This is a genomic window from Geobacillus sp. B4113_201601 (assembly GCF_001587475.1).
GTDB classification, from domain to species: domain Bacteria; phylum Bacillota; class Bacilli; order Bacillales; family Anoxybacillaceae; genus Geobacillus; species Geobacillus icigianus.
The window spans coordinates 224,923-244,789 of sequence record NZ_LQYX01000035.1 but is presented as its reverse complement, the minus strand read 5'-3'; the positions used below and the strand labels follow the sequence as shown (position 1 = coordinate 244,789).

18 protein-coding genes and 3 pseudogenes are annotated in these 19,867 nt (G+C 52.3%); 14 read left to right on the top strand and 7 right to left on the bottom strand.

The features are described 5' to 3' along the window. Positions 1-81 precede the first annotated feature (81 nt). From kapD to B4113_RS05705, 3 genes are all read left to right on the top strand, one after another. Positions 82-702, top strand: a complete 621-nt coding sequence (gene kapD / locus B4113_RS05715; protein WP_033018722.1) for a 3'-5' exonuclease KapD — start codon at positions 82-84, stop codon at positions 700-702. Between the two features lie 294 nt (positions 703-996). Further along, a complete protein-coding gene (locus tag B4113_RS05710) occupies positions 997-1,212 on the top strand; it encodes a hypothetical protein (protein WP_081917008.1) in 216 nt (71 codons plus the stop codon). 92 nt (positions 1,213-1,304) lie between these two features. Next, positions 1,305-1,799, top strand: coding sequence for a superoxide dismutase family protein (locus tag B4113_RS05705; RefSeq protein WP_033018770.1), 495 nt, complete (start codon positions 1,305-1,307; stop codon positions 1,797-1,799). A gap of 401 nt (positions 1,800-2,200) precedes the next feature. Here B4113_RS05705 and B4113_RS05700 read toward each other — a convergent pair whose 3' ends face one another. Next, positions 2,201-3,361: a MalY/PatB family protein gene (locus B4113_RS05700; protein ID WP_033018721.1), complete on the bottom strand. Its 1,161-nt coding sequence runs from the start codon at positions 3,359-3,361 to the stop codon at positions 2,201-2,203. 83 nt (positions 3,362-3,444) lie between these two features. Between B4113_RS05700 and B4113_RS05695 the strand changes: the two genes are divergently transcribed. From B4113_RS05695 to yugI, 4 genes are all read left to right on the top strand, one after another. Continuing rightward, positions 3,445-3,711 (top strand): DUF1871 family protein, encoded by a 267-nt coding sequence (locus B4113_RS05695; RefSeq protein ID WP_033018720.1) that lies wholly within the window; start codon positions 3,445-3,447, stop codon positions 3,709-3,711. 415 nt (positions 3,712-4,126) lie between these two features. Then, positions 4,127-4,627: an Lrp/AsnC family transcriptional regulator gene (locus B4113_RS05690; protein ID WP_033018719.1), complete on the top strand. Its 501-nt coding sequence runs from the start codon at positions 4,127-4,129 to the stop codon at positions 4,625-4,627. Continuing rightward, the gene (locus tag B4113_RS05685) at positions 4,624-5,796 is read left to right on the top strand and encodes an aminotransferase (protein WP_033018718.1); all 1,173 of its coding nucleotides are present in this window, start codon (positions 4,624-4,626) and stop codon (positions 5,794-5,796) included. Before B4113_RS05690 ends, B4113_RS05685 begins: the two co-directional genes overlap by 4 nt. 648 nt (positions 5,797-6,444) lie before the next feature. Continuing rightward, entirely contained in the window at positions 6,445-6,810 is a 366-nt protein-coding gene (gene yugI / locus B4113_RS05680; protein ID WP_033843174.1) for a S1 domain-containing post-transcriptional regulator GSP13, read from the top strand. 163 nt (positions 6,811-6,973) lie between these two features. Here yugI and B4113_RS05675 read toward each other — a convergent pair whose 3' ends face one another. Next, positions 6,974-7,207, bottom strand: a complete 234-nt coding sequence (locus tag B4113_RS05675; RefSeq protein WP_033843175.1) for a DUF378 domain-containing protein — start codon at positions 7,205-7,207, stop codon at positions 6,974-6,976. Positions 7,208-7,364: 157 nt separating this feature from the next. Here B4113_RS05675 and B4113_RS05670 point away from each other — a divergent pair, with 157 nt between their 5' ends. The 3 genes and pseudogenes from B4113_RS05670 to B4113_RS18570 form a co-directional block, all read left to right on the top strand. Then, complete coding sequence (locus B4113_RS05670) at positions 7,365-8,528, top strand: iron-containing alcohol dehydrogenase (protein WP_033843177.1); 1,164 nt, start codon at positions 7,365-7,367, stop codon at positions 8,526-8,528. 273 nt (positions 8,529-8,801) lie between these two features. Continuing rightward, positions 8,802-10,151 carry a glucose-6-phosphate isomerase gene (locus B4113_RS05665; protein ID WP_033843179.1) on the top strand — a complete coding sequence of 450 codons (1,350 nt, stop codon included), beginning with the start codon at positions 8,802-8,804 and terminating at the stop codon, positions 10,149-10,151. A gap of 349 nt (positions 10,152-10,500) precedes the next feature. Next, positions 10,501-10,754: pseudogene (locus B4113_RS18570) on the top strand (IS701 family transposase); the annotation flags it as partial. 252 nt (positions 10,755-11,006) lie between these two features. Here B4113_RS18570 and B4113_RS05655 read toward each other — a convergent pair. Beyond that, positions 11,007-11,696: a hypothetical protein gene (locus B4113_RS05655; protein WP_033843182.1), complete on the bottom strand. Its 690-nt coding sequence runs from the start codon at positions 11,694-11,696 to the stop codon at positions 11,007-11,009. A gap of 277 nt (positions 11,697-11,973) precedes the next feature. On the opposite strand from B4113_RS05655, the gene B4113_RS05650 reads away from it, so the two are divergent. Further along, positions 11,974-12,951: a LacI family DNA-binding transcriptional regulator gene (locus tag B4113_RS05650; protein WP_033843183.1), complete on the top strand. Its 978-nt coding sequence runs from the start codon at positions 11,974-11,976 to the stop codon at positions 12,949-12,951. Position 12,952: 1 nt separating this feature from the next. On the opposite strand, the gene B4113_RS05645 is transcribed toward B4113_RS05650, so the two are convergent. The 4 genes and pseudogenes from B4113_RS05645 to B4113_RS20925 form a co-directional block, all read right to left on the bottom strand. Then, positions 12,953-13,633, bottom strand: a complete 681-nt coding sequence (locus B4113_RS05645; RefSeq protein WP_033843184.1) for a response regulator — start codon at positions 13,631-13,633, stop codon at positions 12,953-12,955. A 52-nt stretch (positions 13,634-13,685) separates the two neighbouring features. Further along, positions 13,686-15,272 carry a sensor histidine kinase gene (locus B4113_RS05640; RefSeq protein WP_033843185.1) on the bottom strand — a complete coding sequence of 529 codons (1,587 nt, stop codon included), beginning with the start codon at positions 15,270-15,272 and terminating at the stop codon, positions 13,686-13,688. Between the two features lie 90 nt (positions 15,273-15,362). Continuing rightward, positions 15,363-15,761: pseudogene (gene tnpA, locus B4113_RS18565) on the bottom strand (IS200/IS605 family transposase). Then, positions 15,761-15,895 carry a hypothetical protein gene (locus tag B4113_RS20925; protein ID WP_255358700.1) on the bottom strand — a complete coding sequence of 45 codons (135 nt, stop codon included), beginning with the start codon at positions 15,893-15,895 and terminating at the stop codon, positions 15,761-15,763. Before B4113_RS20925 ends, tnpA begins: the two are co-directional and overlap by 1 nt. An 86-nt stretch (positions 15,896-15,981) precedes the next feature. Here B4113_RS20925 and B4113_RS20355 point away from each other — a divergent pair. The 3 genes and pseudogenes from B4113_RS20355 to B4113_RS05620 form a co-directional block, all read left to right on the top strand. Further along, positions 15,982-16,776 (top strand): annotated as a pseudogene (locus B4113_RS20355) (RNA-guided endonuclease TnpB family protein); the annotation flags it as partial. Between the two features lie 32 nt (positions 16,777-16,808). Beyond that, positions 16,809-17,852: a TRAP transporter substrate-binding protein gene (locus B4113_RS05625; protein WP_061912298.1), complete on the top strand. Its 1,044-nt coding sequence runs from the start codon at positions 16,809-16,811 to the stop codon at positions 17,850-17,852. A gap of 503 nt (positions 17,853-18,355) precedes the next feature. Continuing rightward, on the top strand, positions 18,356-19,618 hold the full coding sequence (locus B4113_RS05620; RefSeq protein ID WP_033018703.1) for a dicarboxylate/amino acid:cation symporter: 1,263 nt from the start codon (positions 18,356-18,358) through the stop codon (positions 19,616-19,618). Positions 19,619-19,867: the final 249 nt, after the last annotated feature.

Below are 19,867 nucleotides of genomic sequence, written 5' to 3'. Positions count from 1 at the left end.
TGTCGAAAAATATTTTTTGGACACCCCTGAGGGGCCGAAAAGCCTTGATAAATCAACATTTCTAGAGGGAGGGAAGCGACGATGGACATCCCGCAATATTTGTTCCTTGATTTTGAGTTTACGATGCCGGAGACGAAAACGGAGCCAAACGGATTTTGCCCGGAAATCATCGAAGTTGGCCTTGTCGCGGTCGTTGCCGAACAAATTGTGAACCAGTTTTCCGCTTATGTGAAACCGCTCCGTTTTCCGCAGCTGACCGACCGATGCAAATCGTTTCTCAACATCACCCAAGAACAAATCGACAGCGGCATCAGCTTTTATGAACTCGTTACGTTGCTTCGGCAATATGATCGTGAGCGTCCGACGACGGTCGTGACATGGGGAAGTATGGATATGAAAGTGCTTCGGGAAAACTGCCAGTCAGCGCAAGTGGCCTTTCCGTTTACGGGCGAGCACCGCGATTTAGCTTTGGAGTATAAGCGGTTTTTTGGAAACAAAAACCAAACGGCTTTGCGCAAGGCGGTTCAGGAGTACGGCAACGAAGGGATCGGAAACGCGCATTGTGCGCTCGATGACGCTTTTACCGCCTACACGATTTTCCGCCTCATTGAAAACGACAAAAAGTATTTGGTGAAGACAAAGCCGCCTACGCTCGGAGAACGAATCGATTTCACCCAGCTGCGAAAAAAATTTGCCTTGTAGACGATCCGGTTCGGAATGCGTCGCAGCCACGCCCGTCGAAGGAAAGCGCCGCTGCTAGAGACGGTGGCCGCTTGCCGATGAAGCGCTGCTTGGCTGAGAGATGGAAACAACGGGCGGGTTGGCGGCGGCCGGCGGATGTGATAAGCTATGGGGGAGTAAAACGCTTCGGCCTAAACGCGGGCGTCAAGGATGGTGCGGTGCGGCTTGCCTTCGAGCGGAACGATGCCGGCGGCCGAAAGCTCGCGCCTTGGACAGAAGCGGGAAATTCAGGCAGGAAAGGTTGTCTTTGAGATGATATGGCCATCGGTGTTGAATTTGTTTTTGTATTTCCCTGAAGATAAGCGCGAATATATCCCTGCGGCGATTTCGTTTGCCGTCTTTTTCTTGATGGCGGTGTTTACGATGCGGCTGATCATCGTCATTTCGCGGAAACAAGAGAACGAAGCGAAGCGGCTCGAGCGGGAGTTGCTTGGAAAAACGGACGAGCCTGAGCGGACAAAGGACGTATAAATCGCTCCTTCCCCGGCGATACTGGCAGGTAGTAGTTGCCAAGAGTTGGAGGGGATGGAGTGTTGTGCGGAAGACGATGGTTGGCCGCGGCCATGGCGCTCGCCTTGGTTGGCTGCGGAAAAGAGGAAGGCATGAGCCGGAAAGTGGAAATGATCAACGCCGACGGCGATCCGATCGGCACGATCGAGTTGGTCGAGCAGTCTGAAGGGGGGGTGCGCTTGAAGCTTGATTTGCAAGGCCTTCCACCGGGGGAGCACGCCATTCATATTCATGAAAAAGGAAGTTGTCAGCCGCCCGATTTTCAGTCGGCCGGCGGCCATTACAATCCCGATGGAAAAAAACACGGCCTTCTCCACCCGGAAGGTGCGCACGCTGGGGATTTGCCAAACATTATTGTCAAAGACGACGGCACGGTCAACGTTGAATTGACGGCGCCGCATGTGACGCTGAAAAAAGGAGCGAAAGGATCGCTGCTGACGAAAGAGGGGACATCAATTGTCATTCATGCCAAAAAGGATGACGGCATGACCCAACCGGCGGGGGATGCAGGCGGCCGCATCGCCTGTGGGAAAATCAAGTCGTCTTGAACCAAATCGGCGTCTCGAACACCGTTTTGGCTCGGGAAAACAATTTAGGGTGCCGGTGATTTCGTGCAAAACACCGTTGAGTTCGACCTATTTCTCAATTAGAGAAACCTTGCAGAATCGGTTTTCTTTTCTTAATGAAAATGTCGCCGATTGGTGGTGACATCGTTTTTTCACCAGCCTTTTAGAAAAACCGCTGATTCTTTCATCAGTAGGAGAATGAGTGCAAAACAGGACCGATGCAACAAGATTTTTCTAATTGAGGATCTGTTCGAGCCGCTCCCCGTTATGAATATACCGCTGACGTTTCGCTTTATGTATCACAGGCAGCCGCCTGGTGGCTCCCTTTGGTGAACAAAACGTCCGCGGAGGGAGCGGCTTACCCAGACAGACGTCAGCCGGCGTTAGCGGAGCGCAGCCGCCAACCGCCGCAGCCCTTCGTTGAGCGTTGGCCGTGGGCAGGCGACGTTCAAGCGGATGAAGCCGTCTCCTTCCGGGCCGAATTTGCGGCCGAACTCGACGGCGATTTGTCCTTTCTCCAAGAGCCGCCGCTTCAGTTCCGTTTCGGACAGGCCGAGGCGGCGGACATCGATCCAGACAAGATACGTCGCCTCGGGGCGGATTGGGCGCACCGTTGGCAGCTCGGCGGCCAAGTAGGCTGCGGTGGCGTCGATGTTGGCCTGCACATACCGAAGCAGCTCATCGAGCCATGGTCCGCCATGGCGGTAGGCCGCCTCTGCGCCAACCACGGCGAACGTGTTCAACGTAAAAAACCCGTGTCGCTGTTGAACGCGGCGGAACGCCCGGCGCCGCGCCTCATCGGGAATGATCGCCTCGGCCGCCTGCAAGCCGGCAAGATTGAACGTTTTCGTCGGCGCGCGGAACGTGGCGCTCCACGCGGCCAACTCGGGGGAGAGGGAAGCAAACGGCACATGCCGGTGCGGCGGAAACGTCAAATCGGCGTGAATTTCGTCGGAAAGGACGAAGACGCCATGCCGCAAGCACAGCTCCCCGAGCTGCTTGAGTTCTTCGCCAGTCCACGATTTGCCGCCCGGGTTGTGCGGGTGGCAAAGGATGAGCAGTTTTGCTTTCGGCAGCTTCTCTTCCAAGTCATTCCAGTCGATAGCGTAATGCTCTTCCGTCAGACGGAGCGGACTGAAGAGCAGCGTGCGGCCGTGACGGCGGACGAGATCGAACAGCGGTCGGTAGACGGGGGAGAAGACGATCATGCCATCCCCGGGCTCGGAAAAGGCTTCAATGGCGGCGGCGACCGCCGGCACGACGCCGGGGGCAAACGTGAGCCACTCCGGATCGATGCGCCAGCCGTGGCGGCCTTCAAGCCACTCGCACACCGCCTCCCGCAGCGAGTCCGGGACGATCGTGTAACCGAAAATTCCGTGTTCGATGCGCGCCCGCAGCGCGTCTTGCACCGCTTGCGGGGCTGGAAAATCCATATCAGCGACCCACATCGGCCATACTTCGTCATGGCCGAACACCCGCTTCGCGTCATCCCATTTCAACGATTGCGTTCCCCGACGGTCCACGACTTGATCAAATGAAAACATGACATCGTCTCCCTTCTTTTTTTTCGATAAATGGCTTATAATGAGTTATATCATATTTCCAGAAAGAAGGTGGATGGCGGCGCATGGACGGACCACTGCTCAATCAGCGGCTTCTTGAGGCGGTTGGCGCTTGGGATCCGTTTGGCTGCGGAAGCGATGCGTACGAGGTGGAAGCGGTGGATGTGCTTCAAGCCGTATATGACACGGATGACCCTCGCCTGCTCGCGGCCCGCATCCAGTCGATATATGAATTCGCTTTTGACCACACCATTCCTTTTTATGATTGTTTGCAGCTGGCATGGCGGTTGCTCGAGTTGAAACAGGCAGCGTCTTGTTCGCCGCCGGTGTGACGGACCGCTGCCGACAGGACGAGGCCATTCGCCCCGCGGTGGTGGGACAGTTTCATGTGCGTCCCCTCGTTGCCTAGGAGTCCGGTGATTTCGTGTAAAACGCTGCTGGTCCCACCCATTTCTCAATGAGAGAAACTTTGCAGAATCAGCTTTCTTTTTTGAATGAAAATGCCGCCGATTCGTGTGCGGCAGCGGTTTTTCACCGGCCTTCTAGGAGGCTGGTAAAAAACGGTTGCATCTCTTGAACCATGGGGGAACGTGTGAAAGGCGCTCCTGATGCGACAAGGCTTATCCATATTGAGAAACGGGTTTGATCAGCGGCTTGCCCCTTAAATCACCGACATTCTAGGGCGGGCCTGCACCAAGCGGGGCAGATGGTCGATGATGAGAAACGTTTGCGACGGAGGGATTGGACATGACATTGAGTGACAAAGAGCTAGAAATTGTCAAAATATTAGAAAAAGACGCCCGCACGCCGATGGAAGTGTTGGCCAAAATGGTCGAGTTGCCGGTTGAGGAGACGGAAAGGCTCGTCAAAAAGCTGGAAGAAGCAAAAGTGATCGTTCAATATACGGCGCTTGTCGACTGGCGGAAGGCCGACGGTCATGAAGGGGTGACCGCGATGATCGATGTGAAAGTAACCCCGAAGCGCGGCGTCGGTTTTGATGAAGTGGCGGAGCGCATTTACCGGTTTCCGGAAGTGAAATCGGTATACTTGATGTCGGGCGCTTACGATTTGTCCGTGGTCATTGAAGGGCGGTCGATGGCGGAAGTCGCCCATTTTGTGTCTGAGAAGCTGTCAACGCTTGATTCCGTCATTTCGACGACCACCCATTTCATTTTGAAAAAGTATAAGCACGATGGCATTGTCTTTGAGCAAGGAGACCAAGATCGCCGCATCGTGGTGTCGCCATGAAGCCGCAAACACGAAAAACGTATGTGTCGGAGACGGTCGCCCAGTTGAAGCCGTCCGGCATCCGCCGCTTTTTCGACCTCGCTTCGAGTCTGGAGGGCGTCATTTCCCTCGGCGTCGGCGAGCCGGACTTTGTCACGTCCTGGAGCATCCGGGAAGCGAGCATTTTGGCGCTCGAGCAAGGCTATACGTCCTATACAGCGAACGCTGGCCTGCCTGAACTGCGTCAAGAGATCGCCGCCTATTTGCGCCGCAAGTTTCGGGTTGAGTATCGTCCGGAAACGGAAGTGCTCGTGACGGTGGGGGCGAGTCAAGCGCTCGATTTGGCGCTGCGCGCGATCGTGAATCCGGGCGATGAAGTCATCCTCATCGAGCCGAGTTTTGTCGCTTACGAGCCGCTGGTGGTTTTAGCTGGCGGCAAGCCGGTGGCGGTGCGCACATCCGGCGCCGATCGATTTCGGCTTGACCTGACGCAGCTGGAGCAGGCAGTCACCGCCCGGACGAAGGCCGTCATCGTTTGCTCGCCGAACAATCCGACCGGGACGGTGCTCAGCCGCGCCGAGCTTGATGGCTTGGCTCGCCTCGCACAAGCGCATGACTTGTTGGTCATCGCCGATGAAATTTATGCCGAGCTGACATACGAAGGGGAGTATACGAGCATGGCGGCCGTCGCGGGCATGCGTGAGCGGACGATTTTAGTCTCCGGCTTTTCGAAAGGATTCGCGATGACCGGTTGGCGGCTTGGGTTCGCCGCCGCGCCGGAAGAGCTCCTGCAAGCGATGTTGAAAATTCACCAGTATGCGATGATGTGTGCGCCAACAATGGCGCAATATGGGGCGCTGGAGGCGCTTCGCAGCGGGGAGCGGGACGTAGCCGAGATGCGGAATAGCTATCGCCGCCGCCGCAATTATTTCGTCGCCTCGCTCAATGAAATGGGGCTGCCGTGTCACTTGCCGGGCGGAGCGTTTTATGCGTTTCCGTCCATTCAGCCGACCGGGTTGACATCCGAACAATTCGCTGAGCGGTTGTTGTTGGAAGAAAAAGTCGCGGTCGTTCCGGGCAACGTCTTTGGCCAAAGCGGGGAAGGCTATATTCGCTGTTCATACGCTTCATCGCTGGAGCAGCTGCAGGAAGCGTTGAAGCGAATGAAACGGTTTTTGGCCCGCTTGTAGTTGGCGCTGCGCCATCCGTTCATTCGAGATATCGAAAACGGGTGAAAAACGAGGACACTGGCGAAGTCGATCGAGCTGGCGGAGAAGAGAAAGAACGTTTGGTCAAAGTGGTTCCATTGGCGAGAACGGGATTGGTTGATGGGCCCGCAAGATGTTTCAACTTGAGAACCGCGGTTGGCAACGCCATTTTTTCTTCCATCCCTGTTTCGAGGGGAATGCGGCTTGGCCGTCTCAACAGTCTAAACTGTGGGAGTTGGACTACACCTTGTCTCATCGGGGTACCTAGCCGGTTCCCTGTCACACGAATATTTTGTCTTTTTTGAGGGGGAGATTGCCTTTTGGGTCAGCCCCCTCTTCCGTTGCTGTATAGACGTGCTGACTGCTTCTGTGGCACGATAGGTTGTGCTTATCTCCAAGGCAGATAGCCTTTTGGGTCAGCCCGATTCGGGGAAGGAGGTCTGTGCTCCGGCAAGCTTCTTTTTTTCTGGCGCTGCCTTCCGTTTTTTGCCCCTTTGTCTGCTTCCGAAGGTCGGCAGTCTTCGGTCGTCCCTTTGGTCGCGTTAGTTTCGCCCCGTCTCGGTTGGGTTTGGCAGTTTGGTTATGTTATAATACAGAAACGATGACATTTAATCAATAGGAGTGTTTCGCTTGTCAACGATAAAACGAGGAGCGATCGTGAAAGGGAAGGTGACGGGCATTCAGCCGTACGGCGCGTTCGTCCAGCTTGAGGGCGGCACGCAAGGGCTGATCCATATTTCGGAGATTTCGCATCAATTTGTCAAAGATGTGCGCGATTATGTCAGTGTTGGTGATGAAGTGACCGTCAAAGTGCTCGATGTCGATGGGAAGACGGGACGGGCGAGCCTGTCGTTAAAGGCGCTCGAACCGTATCGAGAGAAGACAAAGCGCCATGTGCGCATCAAAATGCCGCTCGGTTCGGGGTTTCGCCCGTTGAAGGAAAAGCTTCGCGAGTGGATTGAACAGTCCAAACGAGAAGAAGGGCCGAAACCGTAAAGAGGGTGCCGCCGTTTCGGCCGCGCGTTCTCCTGCGGTCAAAGGGAGGCTTGCCTCGCCAAGCCGCGCGCCTTGCTCGGTTGAACAGGTGCGGCGCTTGCGTGTGGGGCGGCCAAAAGAAAAAGACACCCACCGCCAAGCGGTGAGCGTCCCCAACGGTTTTTTATGTGCGCGTCGCTTTTGGCTCGGTGCGCCCGAGCTCTTCGGCTGGCTTAAATAGCAGCGCCAAATTGATCAGCCCGGCGATGCCGACCAGACTGTAAATGATGCGCGACCAAACCGAGTTCTGGCCGCCGAAAATCGCGGCGACGAGGTCAAATTGGAAAAAGCCGATTAGTCCCCAGTTAATCGCGCCAATAATCGTCAACAATAGCGCAATGCGCTGCAAAGCTCCCATGTTTGTCTGCCTCCTTTGGAAACGTATTGGATTCCATCCATTCACTAATAGCATGAATCGAAGCGGCAAAAAATATGCACGGCGGCCTGCGTAGGCAAATAGCTTTACAAAGGATGAGAGATGCCACCATAATGGAGGCAAAAGGAGGACGATACATATGCAAAATTTTATCTTCCACAATCCGACGAAACTCATTTTCGGAAAAGGGCAACTCGAACGGCTCAAAGAAGAGGTGCCGCGCTATGGCCGAAAAGTATTGCTTGTCTATGGCGGCGGCAGCATCAAACGAAACGGATTGTATGAGGAAGTCATGAAGATGTTGGGAGAGATTGGCGCTGACGTCGTCGAACTGCCGGGGGTGGAGCCAAACCCGCGCGTTTCGACTGTCAGAAAAGGGGTGGACATTTGCCGCCGAGAAGGAATTGAGTTTTTGCTCGCGGTTGGCGGCGGCAGCGTCATCGATTGCACAAAAGCGATTGCCGCCGGCGCGAAATTTGCTGGCGATCCGTGGGACTTTATCACGAAAAAAGCGGCGGTCACTGGCGCCCTGCCGTTTGGCACCGTGCTTACGCTGGCGGCGACCGGTTCGGAGATGAACTCCGGCTCGGTGATCACGAACTGGGAGACGAAAGAAAAATACGGCTGGGGCAGCCCGTTTACGTTCCCGCAATTTTCCATTTTGGATCCGACGTATACGATGACCGTTCCGAAAGACCATACGGTGTACGGCATTGTCGATATGATGTCGCACGTGTTTGAGCAATATTTCCACCATACGCCGAACACGCCGCTTCAAGACCGGATGTGCGAAGCGGTGTTGAAAACGGTGATTGAAACGGCACCGAAGCTGATCGACGATTTGGAAAACTACGAGCTGCGCGAAACGATCATGTACGCGGGCACGATCGCCTTAAACGGCTTCTTGCAAATGGGCGTGCGCGGCGACTGGGCGACGCATAACATTGAACACGCGGTTTCGGCGGTGTACGACATTCCGCATGCCGGGGGGTTGGCGATTTTGTTCCCGAATTGGATGAAGCATGTGCTCGATGAAAACGTCAGCCGTTTTGCCCAGCTCGCGGTGCGCGTCTTTGATGTCGATCCGGCCGGCAAAACGGAACGCGATGTGGCGCTTGAAGGCATCGAGCGGCTGCGCGCGTTCTGGTCGAGCCTTGGGGCGCCGTCGCGTTTGGCGGATTACGGCATCCATGATGAGAATGTGGAGCTCATGGCCGATAAAGCGATGGCGTTTGGCGAATTCGGCCGTTTCAAAACGTTGAACCGCGATGATGTGCTCGCGATTTTGCGCGCCTCCCTGTAACGGGGCGCCGCGGTCGTAGGTTGATGGATCAAGGCGCCGGCTTGGCGGTGGCACCCGTCTCGAGCCGGCGTTTTTCACATGGGCCGAGCCGGCTGCTCGGGCGCGAGAGGAGCGCCCCAACGCGGGATGATGGCGGGATGGGAGAAAGGACACCGGCGCGGCGAAAATTGTCAAAGCTGAATCCGTTTCCAAGGAGGAGCGCCGCTTGATTTCCCTTGTCCGTTCGGCTAAAGTGAAAGAAGGCAATGAACATTGAAGGGGAGGCGGGAATGGATGACCCATATTCGCTTTGATTATTCCAAAGCGCTTGCCTTTTTTGGCGAACACGAACTGACTTACTTGCGCGATGCCGTGAAAGTCGCGCACCATTCGCTCCATGAAAAAACCGGCGTCGGCAGCGACTTTTTAGGGTGGCTCGACTGGCCGGTCGACTATGACAAAGACGAATTCGCCCGCATCAAACAAGCGGCGAAAACCATTCAATCGGACTCCGATGTCCTGCTTGTCATCGGCATCGGCGGCTCGTACCTTGGCGCGCGCGCCGCGATCGAGATGCTGCATCATTCGTTTTACAACGCTTTGCCGAAAGAGAAGCGGCAAACGCCGCAAATCATTTTTGTCGGCAACAACATCAGCTCGACGTATATGAAAGACGTCATCGATTTTCTCGACGGAAAAGATTTCTCGATCAACGTCATTTCCAAATCGGGGACGACGACGGAGCCGGCGATCGCCTTCCGTATTTTCCGCAAGCTGCTTGAGGACAAATACGGCAAAGAGGAAGCGCGCCGCCGCATTTACGCGACGACCGACAGCAAGCGCGGGGCGCTGCGGACGCTGGCCGATGAGGAAGGATATGAAACGTTTGTCATTCCGGACGACATCGGCGGCCGCTATTCCGTGTTGACGGCGGTTGGGCTGCTGCCGATTGCCGCAAGCGGCGCGGACATCGACGCCATGATGGAAGGCGCGGCCAAAGCGCGCGACGATTTCAGCTCCTCGGAGCTGGAGGAAAACGCCGCTTACCAATACGCGGCCATCCGCAACATTTTGTACAACAAAGGGAAAACGATCGAGCTGCTCGTCAACTATGAACCGGCGTTGCACTATTTCGCCGAATGGTGGAAGCAGCTGTTTGGCGAAAGCGAAGGGAAAGACCAAAAAGGCATTTATCCGGCTTCCGCTGATTTCTCGACCGATTTGCATTCGCTCGGCCAATACATTCAAGAAGGTCGGCGCGACTTGTTTGAAACGGTGTTGAAACTCGAGGAGCCGCGCCATGAGCTGATCATTGAGGCCGAAGAAAACGACCTCGACGGGCTGAACTATTTGACCGGAAAAACGGTTGATTTCGTGAACACGAAAGCGTTCGAAGGGACATTGCTCGCCCATACGGACGGCGGTGTGCCGAACTTGGTCATCACCTTGCCGAAACTCGATGAATACACGTTTGGCTACCTCGTCTACTTCTTTGAAAAAGCGTGCGCCATGAGCGGCTATTTGCTTGGCGTCAACCCGTTTGACCAGCCGGGTGTCGAAGCGTACAAAAAGAACATGTTCGCCCTTTTGGGCAAGCCGGGCTATGAGCAGCTGAAGGAAGAGTTGGAAAAACGGTTGAAATAACAGTACTTTTGAGTAAAACACTGACTGAAAATCATTCTTTTCTCGGAGTGCAAAAATAGCTTTTGACCACATTTTGACCACATTTTTCAAAAGCTGTTGGACATGTACTCCGAGAATTTTTTTTCTAGAAGGTTGGTGAAAAACCACTGTTTGCCTTGATGAATGATTGAAGTGTAAACATCAGGGCTGATGGAACAAGTTTTTTCTACTTGAGAAACGATTGGGAAAAGCGGTTGAGCAAGTAAATCACCGGCCTTCTAGAGGACTGGTGAAAAACGGTTGTTTCTTTATAAGCAATGGGGGAGCGTTTGAAAGACCATCCTGATGCGACAAAGCTTTTCTACTTGGTTTTCATCCTGACCATCGAACCACGCTCAGCCATTTTTTCACGAAAAGCCCTTGGGATGAAGAAACGTTGCTTCGCAAACTTCAGCCATGGATCCTTCATCGCATCCAGCGAATCGCCAAACGGACGAATCAACCACTGTTCCTTCGATGGATGATACGATTGGCCAAAAAACGAAGCCTTCGTCACGGGCTGCCCGCGCCATTCAAGGGTGTGATTGGCACTACTCGCCCAAAGATCCTCCATCCGTCTGGGGCATTCGCTGTTGCCTAAGGGATCCCCTGTTTGTCTCTCAGGACATAGAAATGAATGGAATGAAAAATGCTCATCTTCATCTATAGTAAAGACAAAAAATTCCGGTATTATATCCTTAGGCAAAAATCGGACGTTTTTCATGCGATGAAAACGTTTTTCGCAAAGAAAAAAGCATACAGCTAGTTTGACCCTCTTCTCTGGCAAAGGGGGTTTTTCTTTTGGCGGCGGGAGGGCGATGGCCTCCCGCCAAACGATTATTGTCGTTGCAACGTGGCGACCATGGCAAGGACAGCGCCGAGCGCATCTTCGCCATCAGGAGCATGGACCGTAAGCAGCAGTGGCGCTGGCTGAGCGCTGGCGATGACGTGGACGGTGACGCCATCGGCTTGGGCGGTGTACCAAACGGCGTCTTGAAACGGGGCAGGGAGCTGCGCGGCTTGTCGGCGCGCGGCGCTGCTGTTGACCGCTTGGGCGTGTTCCTTGGCCAATTGTTCGTAGTCGATCTCCTTGTCATGAAGGAGACGGATGCGGGCGAATGTCTTGCCATGAAGGAGAACGTCGGCGTTTGGTTCCTCTGCATCAAGCGTCCAGCCGTCCAGAACGTAGAGCGAGAAATGCTGGTTGTCGCTGACGGTCAACGTGGCTGTTCCGGTGACGATTTGCTTCCCTTTTTGGTAGGAAAGGGAAGTGGTTGACCGGGAAGATGCCGGTTCCTTCCCTGCCGTTTTGTCTTGTCCATTCCCGGTTGAGTGCTGCCCGCTAGCAGCGGTGGAGTTTTGGTTCGCAGGCTCTGTTGCTTGCGGATGAGTGCGGTGTTCGCCGGAACTTGCCGTTTGTTTGGCTTTTGCCTCGGCTTTGTCGGGCGGCGAGGAGTCCGCACCGCAGCCGGCAAGCAAGATAGCGGCGGCAACGATGGAAATGAGCGATTGCCAATATCGAAACATCTTGATTCCTCCTTGCTTTCCATATACCATTCATTATAGCAGTTGAAACAGCGGAAACAAACGGGTTCAATTCCTTATTTTTTATGGTGGTTTGTCTTCTGTTTCTCTTTGGCGCTGAGAGCGACATGGGCTCCTCCCCAAATGATCGCGACAAGCAAGACAAGCATGGCCAATCCATTGAGCATTGGCGTTCCACCTCCTGTATACTGAATGGCGAGACCAGCATAATAGATGAAACGCGTTTCAAGTCAAGCTGTTTTTCGGAAGGAGTGGAATTGTGGCGAACATCCGCGATTTAGCGAAAGAAGCGGGCGTGTCGGTGGCTACGGTATCGAGGGTGTTAAACGGGTATCCGTACGTGAGCGAGGAAAAGCGGAAAGCGGTTTGGGAAGCGGTCGAGAAGCTGAACTATACGAAAAACATTCAGGCTGTCCATTTGGCGAAAGGAAAGACGAGAATCGTTGGTGTGATGCTTCCGTACATTCATCATCCTTATTTTTCGGCGGTCATTGAAGGAATTTCCAAGGAGGCGCTTCGCTGCGGTTATCAGCTGCTTTTGTTCCAAACAAACTACGAGGTAAAGAGGGAGTTAGAAGCGTTAGAGCGGCTGCGGATGAAGCAAATGGACGGACTGATCGTCTGTTCTCACGAGGCCGACTGGGAGGTGTTTGCCGTTTACCGCGAAGACGGTCCGATCGTTTTATGTGAACGAGCCGTCGGACACGATTTTTTCACGGTGTATATCGATCATTACCAGGCGTTTGCGCAGGCGCTTCGCTATTTGTTGGACAAGGGGCACCGGCGGATCGGCTATTGCATCGGAAGAACGACGGGACCGAACAGCCAAGCGCGGGCAGCGGCGTATCGGGATGTGCTGGGCAGCGTCGGCGTGATTCCGCAACCGCAGTGGATTTTTGACGGCTGTCTATTTCTTGAAGATGGCAAGCGTGTGATTGAGCGGTGGATGGACATGAAAGAACGGCCGAGCGCCCTGCTTGTGACGAGCGACCAAGTGGCGGCGGGCATCGTGCTGCATGCGCAGCGCGTCGGTGTGCACATTCCCGAGGAGCTGGCTGTCATTGGATTTGATAACGATCCGTTGGCCGAAATGCTCGGCATGACGACCGTGGCGCTTCCCCACTTTGCGCTTGGGGAAAAAGCGTTTCGCCTTCTCCATCATTGGCTTGAAACAGGAAATGTGCCGCGAACGCAAGAAGAGTTGCCGGCGCGGCTGATTGTGCGAATGACGGGCTGAGCTACGTCCGTTTCAGCTGATAGCGGTTGACGGGGCGGCCGACGCCGCCATACTGCACATCGAGCATAACGTTTCCGCTTTTTTCGAGATACTCCAAATAGCGGCGGGCGGTGACGCGGGCGATGCCGACTCCCTCGGCCACTTCTTCAGCGGAGACGGGGAAGCGGTGCTGGCGCAAATAAGCGATCACTTTTTCCAATGTCACTTCGTTTAATCCTTTCGGAAGTTCTGCCGTTGAGACGGCCGGCTGCTTTGGTGTTTGCCGCAGCGCATCAAGCTCCGCTTGGGTGAGCGACTCTTTTTCCGCTAATGATTGACGGAAGGCGCGGTAATTTTCTAACGCCTGTTTGAGCCGCTCGAATTTGAACGGTTTGACAATATAGTCAAAGGCGCCGTTTTGCAGGATGCGGCGCACCGTTTCGATGTCGCTGGCCGCAGTGATGGCGATCAGATCGACTGCATAGCCTTGAGCCCGGATTTGTTTTACGGTTTCAAGGCCATCCAACTGCGGCATATAAATATCGATCATGGCGATATCAGGTTGAAGTTCACGGATGAGGCGAAGCCCTTCCTCCCCGTTTCCGGCGAGGCCGACAACGGTGAACCCGTCCACTTGTTCGATCATTTGCCGGTTGACTTCTTGCACCATAGGGTCGTCTTCGATCAACAACACGCGGTACATCGCTTTTTCCTCCTTTGTTTTGTGCAGGTCACGTACGGCGGTCACCCATGCATCAAGCCGGTGCCATCTCAAAGGTCATCGTGAAAACGGTGCCTTCGCCCTGCGCTGATTGGACATCGATCTGTCCGTTTCCTTTCTCGACAATTTGTTTTACCAAGTAGAGACCGATGCCGCGACCGTTCTTGCCTTTTGTTGAAAAGCCTTCGTCAAAAATGCGGTCGATATGCTCGCTTGCGATGCCTTGGCCGTTATCTTCAACCGAAAGCGAACAAATTTCGTCGTTTTGTTCGATGCTGATGTAGATTTCTTTCTCCCGGCCGGTGACTCCTTGGAACGCGTCGAAGGCGTTTTCAATTAAATTGCCAAGAAGAACGACAAAATCATGGTGATCAAGGTGCGGCGGGAGGCGGTGCAGCCGGCTGTGCCGATCGATCGTCACCCGAATGCCGAGCTCCTTGCCGCGGCGGATTTTGCTTAACAATAGCCCGGAAATGCTTTCATCCTTAATGTTGCGGCTTAAAAACTGCGTGAGTTCCGCTTGCTCTTCGGTCGCTTGAAAGACGTATTCGAGCGCCTTTTCAATATGGCCGAGCTGGATCAGGCCGGCAATCGTATGGAGCTTGTTCATGTATTCATGGTTTTGCACGCGCAAGGCGTGGACGAACGCTTTGACCCCCGTCAGTTCTTCAGCGAGCCGTTTCACTTCGGTGCGGTCTTGGAAAATGGCGATGGCGCCAACCGTCTTCCCGTTGACTTTGATGGGGATGCGATTGCTCCAAATCGTTAAGTTGCCGAGCTGCAGTTCTTTGTTGTAAATCGGTTTGTTCACTTCCAAGATTTCCGGAAGGTACGTATCCGGAATGACGGAACGAATTGGCCGCCCGATCACGTTCCCTTCGACGCCCAGCATTTGCTTCGCCCGGTCATTAAAAATGGTGATGTTTTCATTGCTGTCGATGGCGATGACGCCTTCGTGCATGGCGTTAAACGCTTCCGTCCGCTCCACGAGCAGCTTGGCGATTTCATGCGGCTCAAGCTCAAACATTTGGCGCTTGATGTGGGAGGCGAGCAGCCAAGCTCCGCTCCCGCCGGCGGCGAGCGACAGAACGACCGCCATGGCGATTTCTTCTTTTAACGTATCGATCGCTTCCCAAAACGTCGGCAATCGGTAAGCGGCGATGGTGACGCCAATTTGTTCATGATCGCGATTCATGATGGGGACGAAGGCGCGCACCACTGTCCCGATTTCTCCGCGCGCTTTTGATGTGTACGTATGCTCCGCGAACGCCGGCCCTTCATCGGCTCCGCGGGAGACGGTGCCAATCATGGCCGGAAGCGGATGGGAAAGGCGGATTTTGTTCATGTCAAGCACAACAATATAATCGGCGTTATGAACGACCCTTACCCGCTCGACGATGGGATTCACGAGCGCCCGGCTTTGCTTGGACCCAACGATGTGCTGCCTCACTTCCGGCAATTCAGACACCGTGCGCGCCGTCAATAAGGCGCGCTGCCGCAATTCGTCTTCTTTCGTCTGGAAAAAATCGCCGATAATGAACAACCCGCTTAGCGACATTGAAAAAGTGACAATGACAAAAATGAAAATGGTAATCTTCCAACGAATCGGCAGCCGGTTCATAGCATGGCCCTCTTTCTCGGACAAACGTGGATGATGATTTATATGAATGGGCGTAAAACCCCTACGCCTTTAGGCTAGGGGATGTAAGCCTTAACCACCTTGTGTTTGAATGTACTTTTGGATAATCTCTTTGCTAACATTTCCAATGCTACATGCGAAGTAACCGTCACTCCAAAAAGTGTGTTCCTTCCAAAAATGTCGAGACAGATATTCACTGTGTTTTTTCCATATCCGATAAGTTGGGAGTTGTTTGAATCACCTAACGATTTCAAGAACGCTCCATTTTGGAGAGTAACGAATTAAGATGTGGATATGGTCTTTGTCTATCTCTTGTTCAATCATTTGCCAACCATAACGATTAGATATCGATTCGATTTCAGTTTTCATATCATTACCAACTTTTAATAATAACTTTTTTCGATACTTACAAACAAATATCAAATGACACAAAAGTAAATGCTTACTGTGGTTTTCAGAAATGGATTCCATTACTTATCCAAACCTTTGCGGATAAGTTCATAAACTGCACCTGCAAAAGTTGAGATATTATGTTTTTTTCTGTATTCTTCGATTCGTACTACTAAATCGACAGGGAATTTAATTAATTTTGGTATACGTTCCATTTTACAATCCTCCTCAGTATATACCATTGACATATATTTCAATTAAGTATATACTTTTAGTATATATTAAAGGAGGTGAAAAATCAATGATTGTAAATAAAGCATATAAGTTTCGACTCTATCCAAACAAAGAACAGCAAATAGTAATTAATAAAACATTTGGTTGTTCCCGATTTGTGTTATTTTTTAGTAAAATGGGATAACACTTACAAAGAAACAGGAAAAGGTCTAACTTATAATTCTTGTTCTGCTCAGTTAACACAATTAAAAAAAGAATTAACTTGGCTAAAAGAAGTAGATAGTATTGCGATTCAATCGTCATTAAAAAATCTTGCTGACGCTTATTCTCGTTTCTTCAAGAAACAAAGTGATAGACCACGTTTTAAGTCTAAAAAAATAAAGTGCAATCCTATACAACCAAATATACTAATGGCAATATTGCTATTAATGGTAATCAAATCAAACTACCAAAACTTGGATGGGTTCGTTTTGCTAAAAGTCGAGAAGTTGAAGGTCGCATTTTAAATGTAACCATTAGACGAAATCCAAGTGGTAAATACTTTGTATCTATTTTAGTTGAAACAGAAGTTCGAGAATTACCTAAAACCAATTCTGCCGTTGGCATTGATGTAGGATTAAAGGATTTCGCTATTTTGTCTGATGGAACAACTTATGCAAATCCTAAATTCTTCCGTAAATTAGAAGAAAAATTAGCAAAAGCACAACGAATTCTTTCTAGACGTACAAAAGGTGGCTCTAATTGGAACAAGCAACGTATTAAAGTTGCACGACTACACGAGAAAATCACAAATGCAAGAAATGATTACTTACACAAAATCACTACCGAGATCGTCAAAAACCACGACATCATCGGTAAGGAACAACGATCGAAAAAAAGGAAATGGTGTTGAGCATGAAGCGAAAATGGAAGTGGTGGAGCCTGTTTTCCCTTTTCCTCGTCGTTCTTGTCAGCTGGGCTGTCAGCCGCCAGACCGTAAAGGAGCAAGTCGTGTATGACGATGAGCAAAAAGGGCTTGAGAAGCAAATTATCGTTTATTTCAGCCACGTGGTTGCTGAAAATACGCCGAAAGGGCTGGCGGCGCAAAAGTTTGCCGAGCTTGTTGAGCAAAAGACAAACGGCCGTGTCAAAGTGGAGGTGTTCGCGAACGGTTCGCTTTATTCGGATGGAGAAGAGCTGGACGCCTTATTGCGCGGCGATGTGCAAATGATTGCTCCGTCGTTTTCGAAAGTGACGGAGCTCATCCCGGAATGGCAAGTGCTTGATTTGCCGTTTTTGTTCCGCGATGATGACCATGTGCGCCGCGTCTTGACCGGCGAGGTGGGAGAGGAATTGCTGCGATTGCTCGAGACAAAGGGGATCAAAGGGCTGGCGTTTTGGAGCAACGGATTCAAACAAATGATGAGTACGGCACGCCCGCTCATCAAGCCCGATGACTTCCGCGGGCTGCGCTTTCGCATTATGCCGAGCGAAGTGATCGAGAAGCAGTTTCGCTTGCTTGGCGGCGAACCGGTCGCTGTTTCGTTTGATCACGTGTACCGGGCGTTGGAGCAACATAAGTTTGACGGGCAAGAAAACACCATTTCCAATTTATATTCGAAGGGGTTCTATAAGTTTCAGCCATATCTCACCATTAGCAATCATGGCTATCTCGGCTATGTGGTGATGGTGAACGAGTCATTTTGGGATCATTTGCCTGTGGACATTCAGCGAAACATCATGGAAGCGATGCGGGAAGCGACCGAGTGGAACTGGCAAAAGGCAAAAGAGCAAAACGAGAAGGAGCTCGCCCAGCTGCGAAGACGCCAAGATGTTCATGTCTACTGGTTGACGGCACAAGAAAAAGAGGAATGGGAGAAGAAATTTTCCCCGCTGTACGAGGCGTATACACGACAGTTTGGCTCGCGGTGGCTCGATGACATTCGCGAGCCGAAATAAGGCTTGGCCGATGATGCTTTTTTCGAAGGCTGATGGCGGGAGAGGAAATTCTGTGCTCCAACAGGGGTGTCCCGAGGATCGGGGCACCCTCGCTTGTCACTTATCCATTAGCACCGGCCGCTTCCCTGTCACGGGATAGGTTGTGTCTTTCTCGAGGGGAGATCGCCTTTTGGGCCAGCTCCTCGCTTATTGCCATATATAAGCACCGGCCGCTTCTCTACCACACCTAAGGGAGGGATCCTCTCTCTTATTTGCTCTATCTACGCGCTGGCGGCTGCTGTCACACCGTATGCTGTGCCGGCTTTTGCGGATAGGCAAACTTTCCGGTCGACCCGTGAAACCTCACATCTTGTCAATCGAGCGAACTGGTTTTTTGCCAGCTTTTTGCGCTTCAAGACCAAAATGACCAAAACGACCATTATCACCATAATATTTTGATTTCCCTGACTTTTCTTTATTATAATGTTGAAAACGTTATCAAAAAAGGGGAAGGAGCGAGGGGAATGCGGGGCAAACTGAAAAATTTGACCGTGCAAGTCATTCTTGGCATTGTTTTCGGGATTATTGTCGGATTTTTATTTCCAGAGTTCGGAACGAAATTAAAAGTGCTGGCCGATGGCTTTATTAAGTTGATCAAAATGGTGATTACCCCGATCATTTTCTTTACCGTTGTCATCGGAATCGGCAATATGGGCGACTTGAAAAAGGTGGGCCGCATCGGCGGCAAGGCGCTCATTTATTTTGAAATTGTCACCACGTTTGCGTTGGCGATTGGGATTGTGGTCGTCAATCTTATCAAGCCAGGGGTTGGGTTTAACACTGACGCGGTAAAAGGCGGCGACATTTCCCAATATACGAAGCAAGCGGAAGAGACGAGCCACGGGTTTGTCGATTTCGTGCTCAGCATCATCCCGGACAACGTCGTTGCCGCAATGGCGAGCGGCCAATTGCTCCCGGTGCTGTTTTTTGCCGTTCTGTTTGGACTGGCAGCGGCCGGTTTAGGGGAAAAAGCGAAACCGGTGCTTTCACTCTTTGAACGAATCGCTGACATTTTCTTTGGTGTGGTCAACCTAGTGATGAAAGTGTCGCCGATCGCAGCGTTCGGCGCCATGGCGTACACGATCGGCACATTCGGCCTCGGTTCGCTCGTGTCGCTCGGCAAACTGATGGGGGCTGTTTACATTACGATGGCGCTCTTTATTTTCATCGTGCTCGGCGGGATTGCCAAGTTTTACGGATTTAACATCCTCAAGTTCCTTGCTTATATCAAAGAAGAGCTGCTGCTTGTCCTTGGCACTTCTTCGTCTGAATCGGCGCTACCGCGGCTGATGGAACGCCTTGAAAAATACGGCTGCTCGAAGTCGGTCGTTGGTCTTGTCGTTCCAACCGGATATTCGTTTAACTTGGATGGCACATCGATTTATTTGTCGATGGCGGCCATTTTCATCGCTCAAGCTTATGGCATTGATTTGAGCATCTGGCAAGAATTAACCTTGCTCGGTGTACTGATGCTTACTTCGAAAGGGGCAGCTGGAGTTACGGGGTCCGGATTTATCACGTTGGCAGCGACTTTAGCAGCGTTTCCGATGATTCCGGTTGAAGGCATCGCCTTGCTGCTTGGGGTCGACCGCTTCATGTCGGAAGCGCGGGCGATTACGAACATGATCGGCAACGCTGTGGCCACGGTCGTTGTGTCGAAAATGGAAAATGAATTTCACCCGAATCGGAATGAAGCTGAGTCTGCCCGTATGACCGCCGTCCAATAAGCGGGCAGTAGCTAAAGGAAAAAATGTCACGCATCCCATCCCGGGGCGCTTTGGAAGACTGGTGAAAAAAACCGCTCATTGCCTTCCAATAGGGGAACGCGGGAAAAGCAGAACTGATCAAACAACGTTTTTCTCGTATTGCCAAGCGGTAGTTACGAATAAATCACTAGCCTCTCCGACCGATGCTCAAAACGAGCGTTCCCTCCGTCCGCCAAAGGCGGGGAAGGGGCAGCAAGGAGCTGGGCTCGT

What these genes read in the sequence shown, in the direction of transcription:
- B4113_RS05645 (WP_033843184.1), bottom strand. Translation starts at nt 13,633, where the DNA reads ATGTACCGCGTGTTGTTGATCGAAGACGACCCTATGGTGCAAGAAGTC.
- B4113_RS05640 (WP_033843185.1), bottom strand. Translation starts at nt 15,272, where the DNA reads ATGAACCGGCTGCCGATTCGTTGGAAGATTACCATTTTCATTTTTGTC.
- B4113_RS05695 (WP_033018720.1), top strand. Translation starts at nt 3,445, where the DNA reads ATGGACGGACCACTGCTCAATCAGCGGCTTCTTGAGGCGGTTGGCGCT.
- B4113_RS05670 (WP_033843177.1), top strand. Translation starts at nt 7,365, where the DNA reads ATGCAAAATTTTATCTTCCACAATCCGACGAAACTCATTTTCGGAAAA.
- B4113_RS05675 (WP_033843175.1), bottom strand. Translation starts at nt 7,207, where the DNA reads ATGGGAGCTTTGCAGCGCATTGCGCTATTGTTGACGATTATTGGCGCG.
- B4113_RS20925 (WP_255358700.1), bottom strand. Translation starts at nt 15,895, where the DNA reads ATGGAACGTATACCAAAATTAATTAAATTCCCTGTCGATTTAGTAGTA.
- kapD (WP_033018722.1), top strand. Translation starts at nt 82, where the DNA reads ATGGACATCCCGCAATATTTGTTCCTTGATTTTGAGTTTACGATGCCG.
- B4113_RS05705 (WP_033018770.1), top strand. Translation starts at nt 1,305, where the DNA reads ATGGCGCTCGCCTTGGTTGGCTGCGGAAAAGAGGAAGGCATGAGCCGG.
- B4113_RS05690 (WP_033018719.1), top strand. Translation starts at nt 4,127, where the DNA reads ATGACATTGAGTGACAAAGAGCTAGAAATTGTCAAAATATTAGAAAAA.
- B4113_RS05655 (WP_033843182.1), bottom strand. Translation starts at nt 11,696, where the DNA reads ATGTTTCGATATTGGCAATCGCTCATTTCCATCGTTGCCGCCGCTATC.
- B4113_RS05665 (WP_033843179.1), top strand. Translation starts at nt 8,802, where the DNA reads ATGACCCATATTCGCTTTGATTATTCCAAAGCGCTTGCCTTTTTTGGC.
- B4113_RS05700 (WP_033018721.1), bottom strand. Translation starts at nt 3,361, where the DNA reads ATGTTTTCATTTGATCAAGTCGTGGACCGTCGGGGAACGCAATCGTTG.
- B4113_RS05620 (WP_033018703.1), top strand. Translation starts at nt 18,356, where the DNA reads ATGCGGGGCAAACTGAAAAATTTGACCGTGCAAGTCATTCTTGGCATT.
- B4113_RS05685 (WP_033018718.1), top strand. Translation starts at nt 4,624, where the DNA reads ATGAAGCCGCAAACACGAAAAACGTATGTGTCGGAGACGGTCGCCCAG.
- B4113_RS05625 (WP_061912298.1), top strand. Translation starts at nt 16,809, where the DNA reads ATGAAGCGAAAATGGAAGTGGTGGAGCCTGTTTTCCCTTTTCCTCGTC.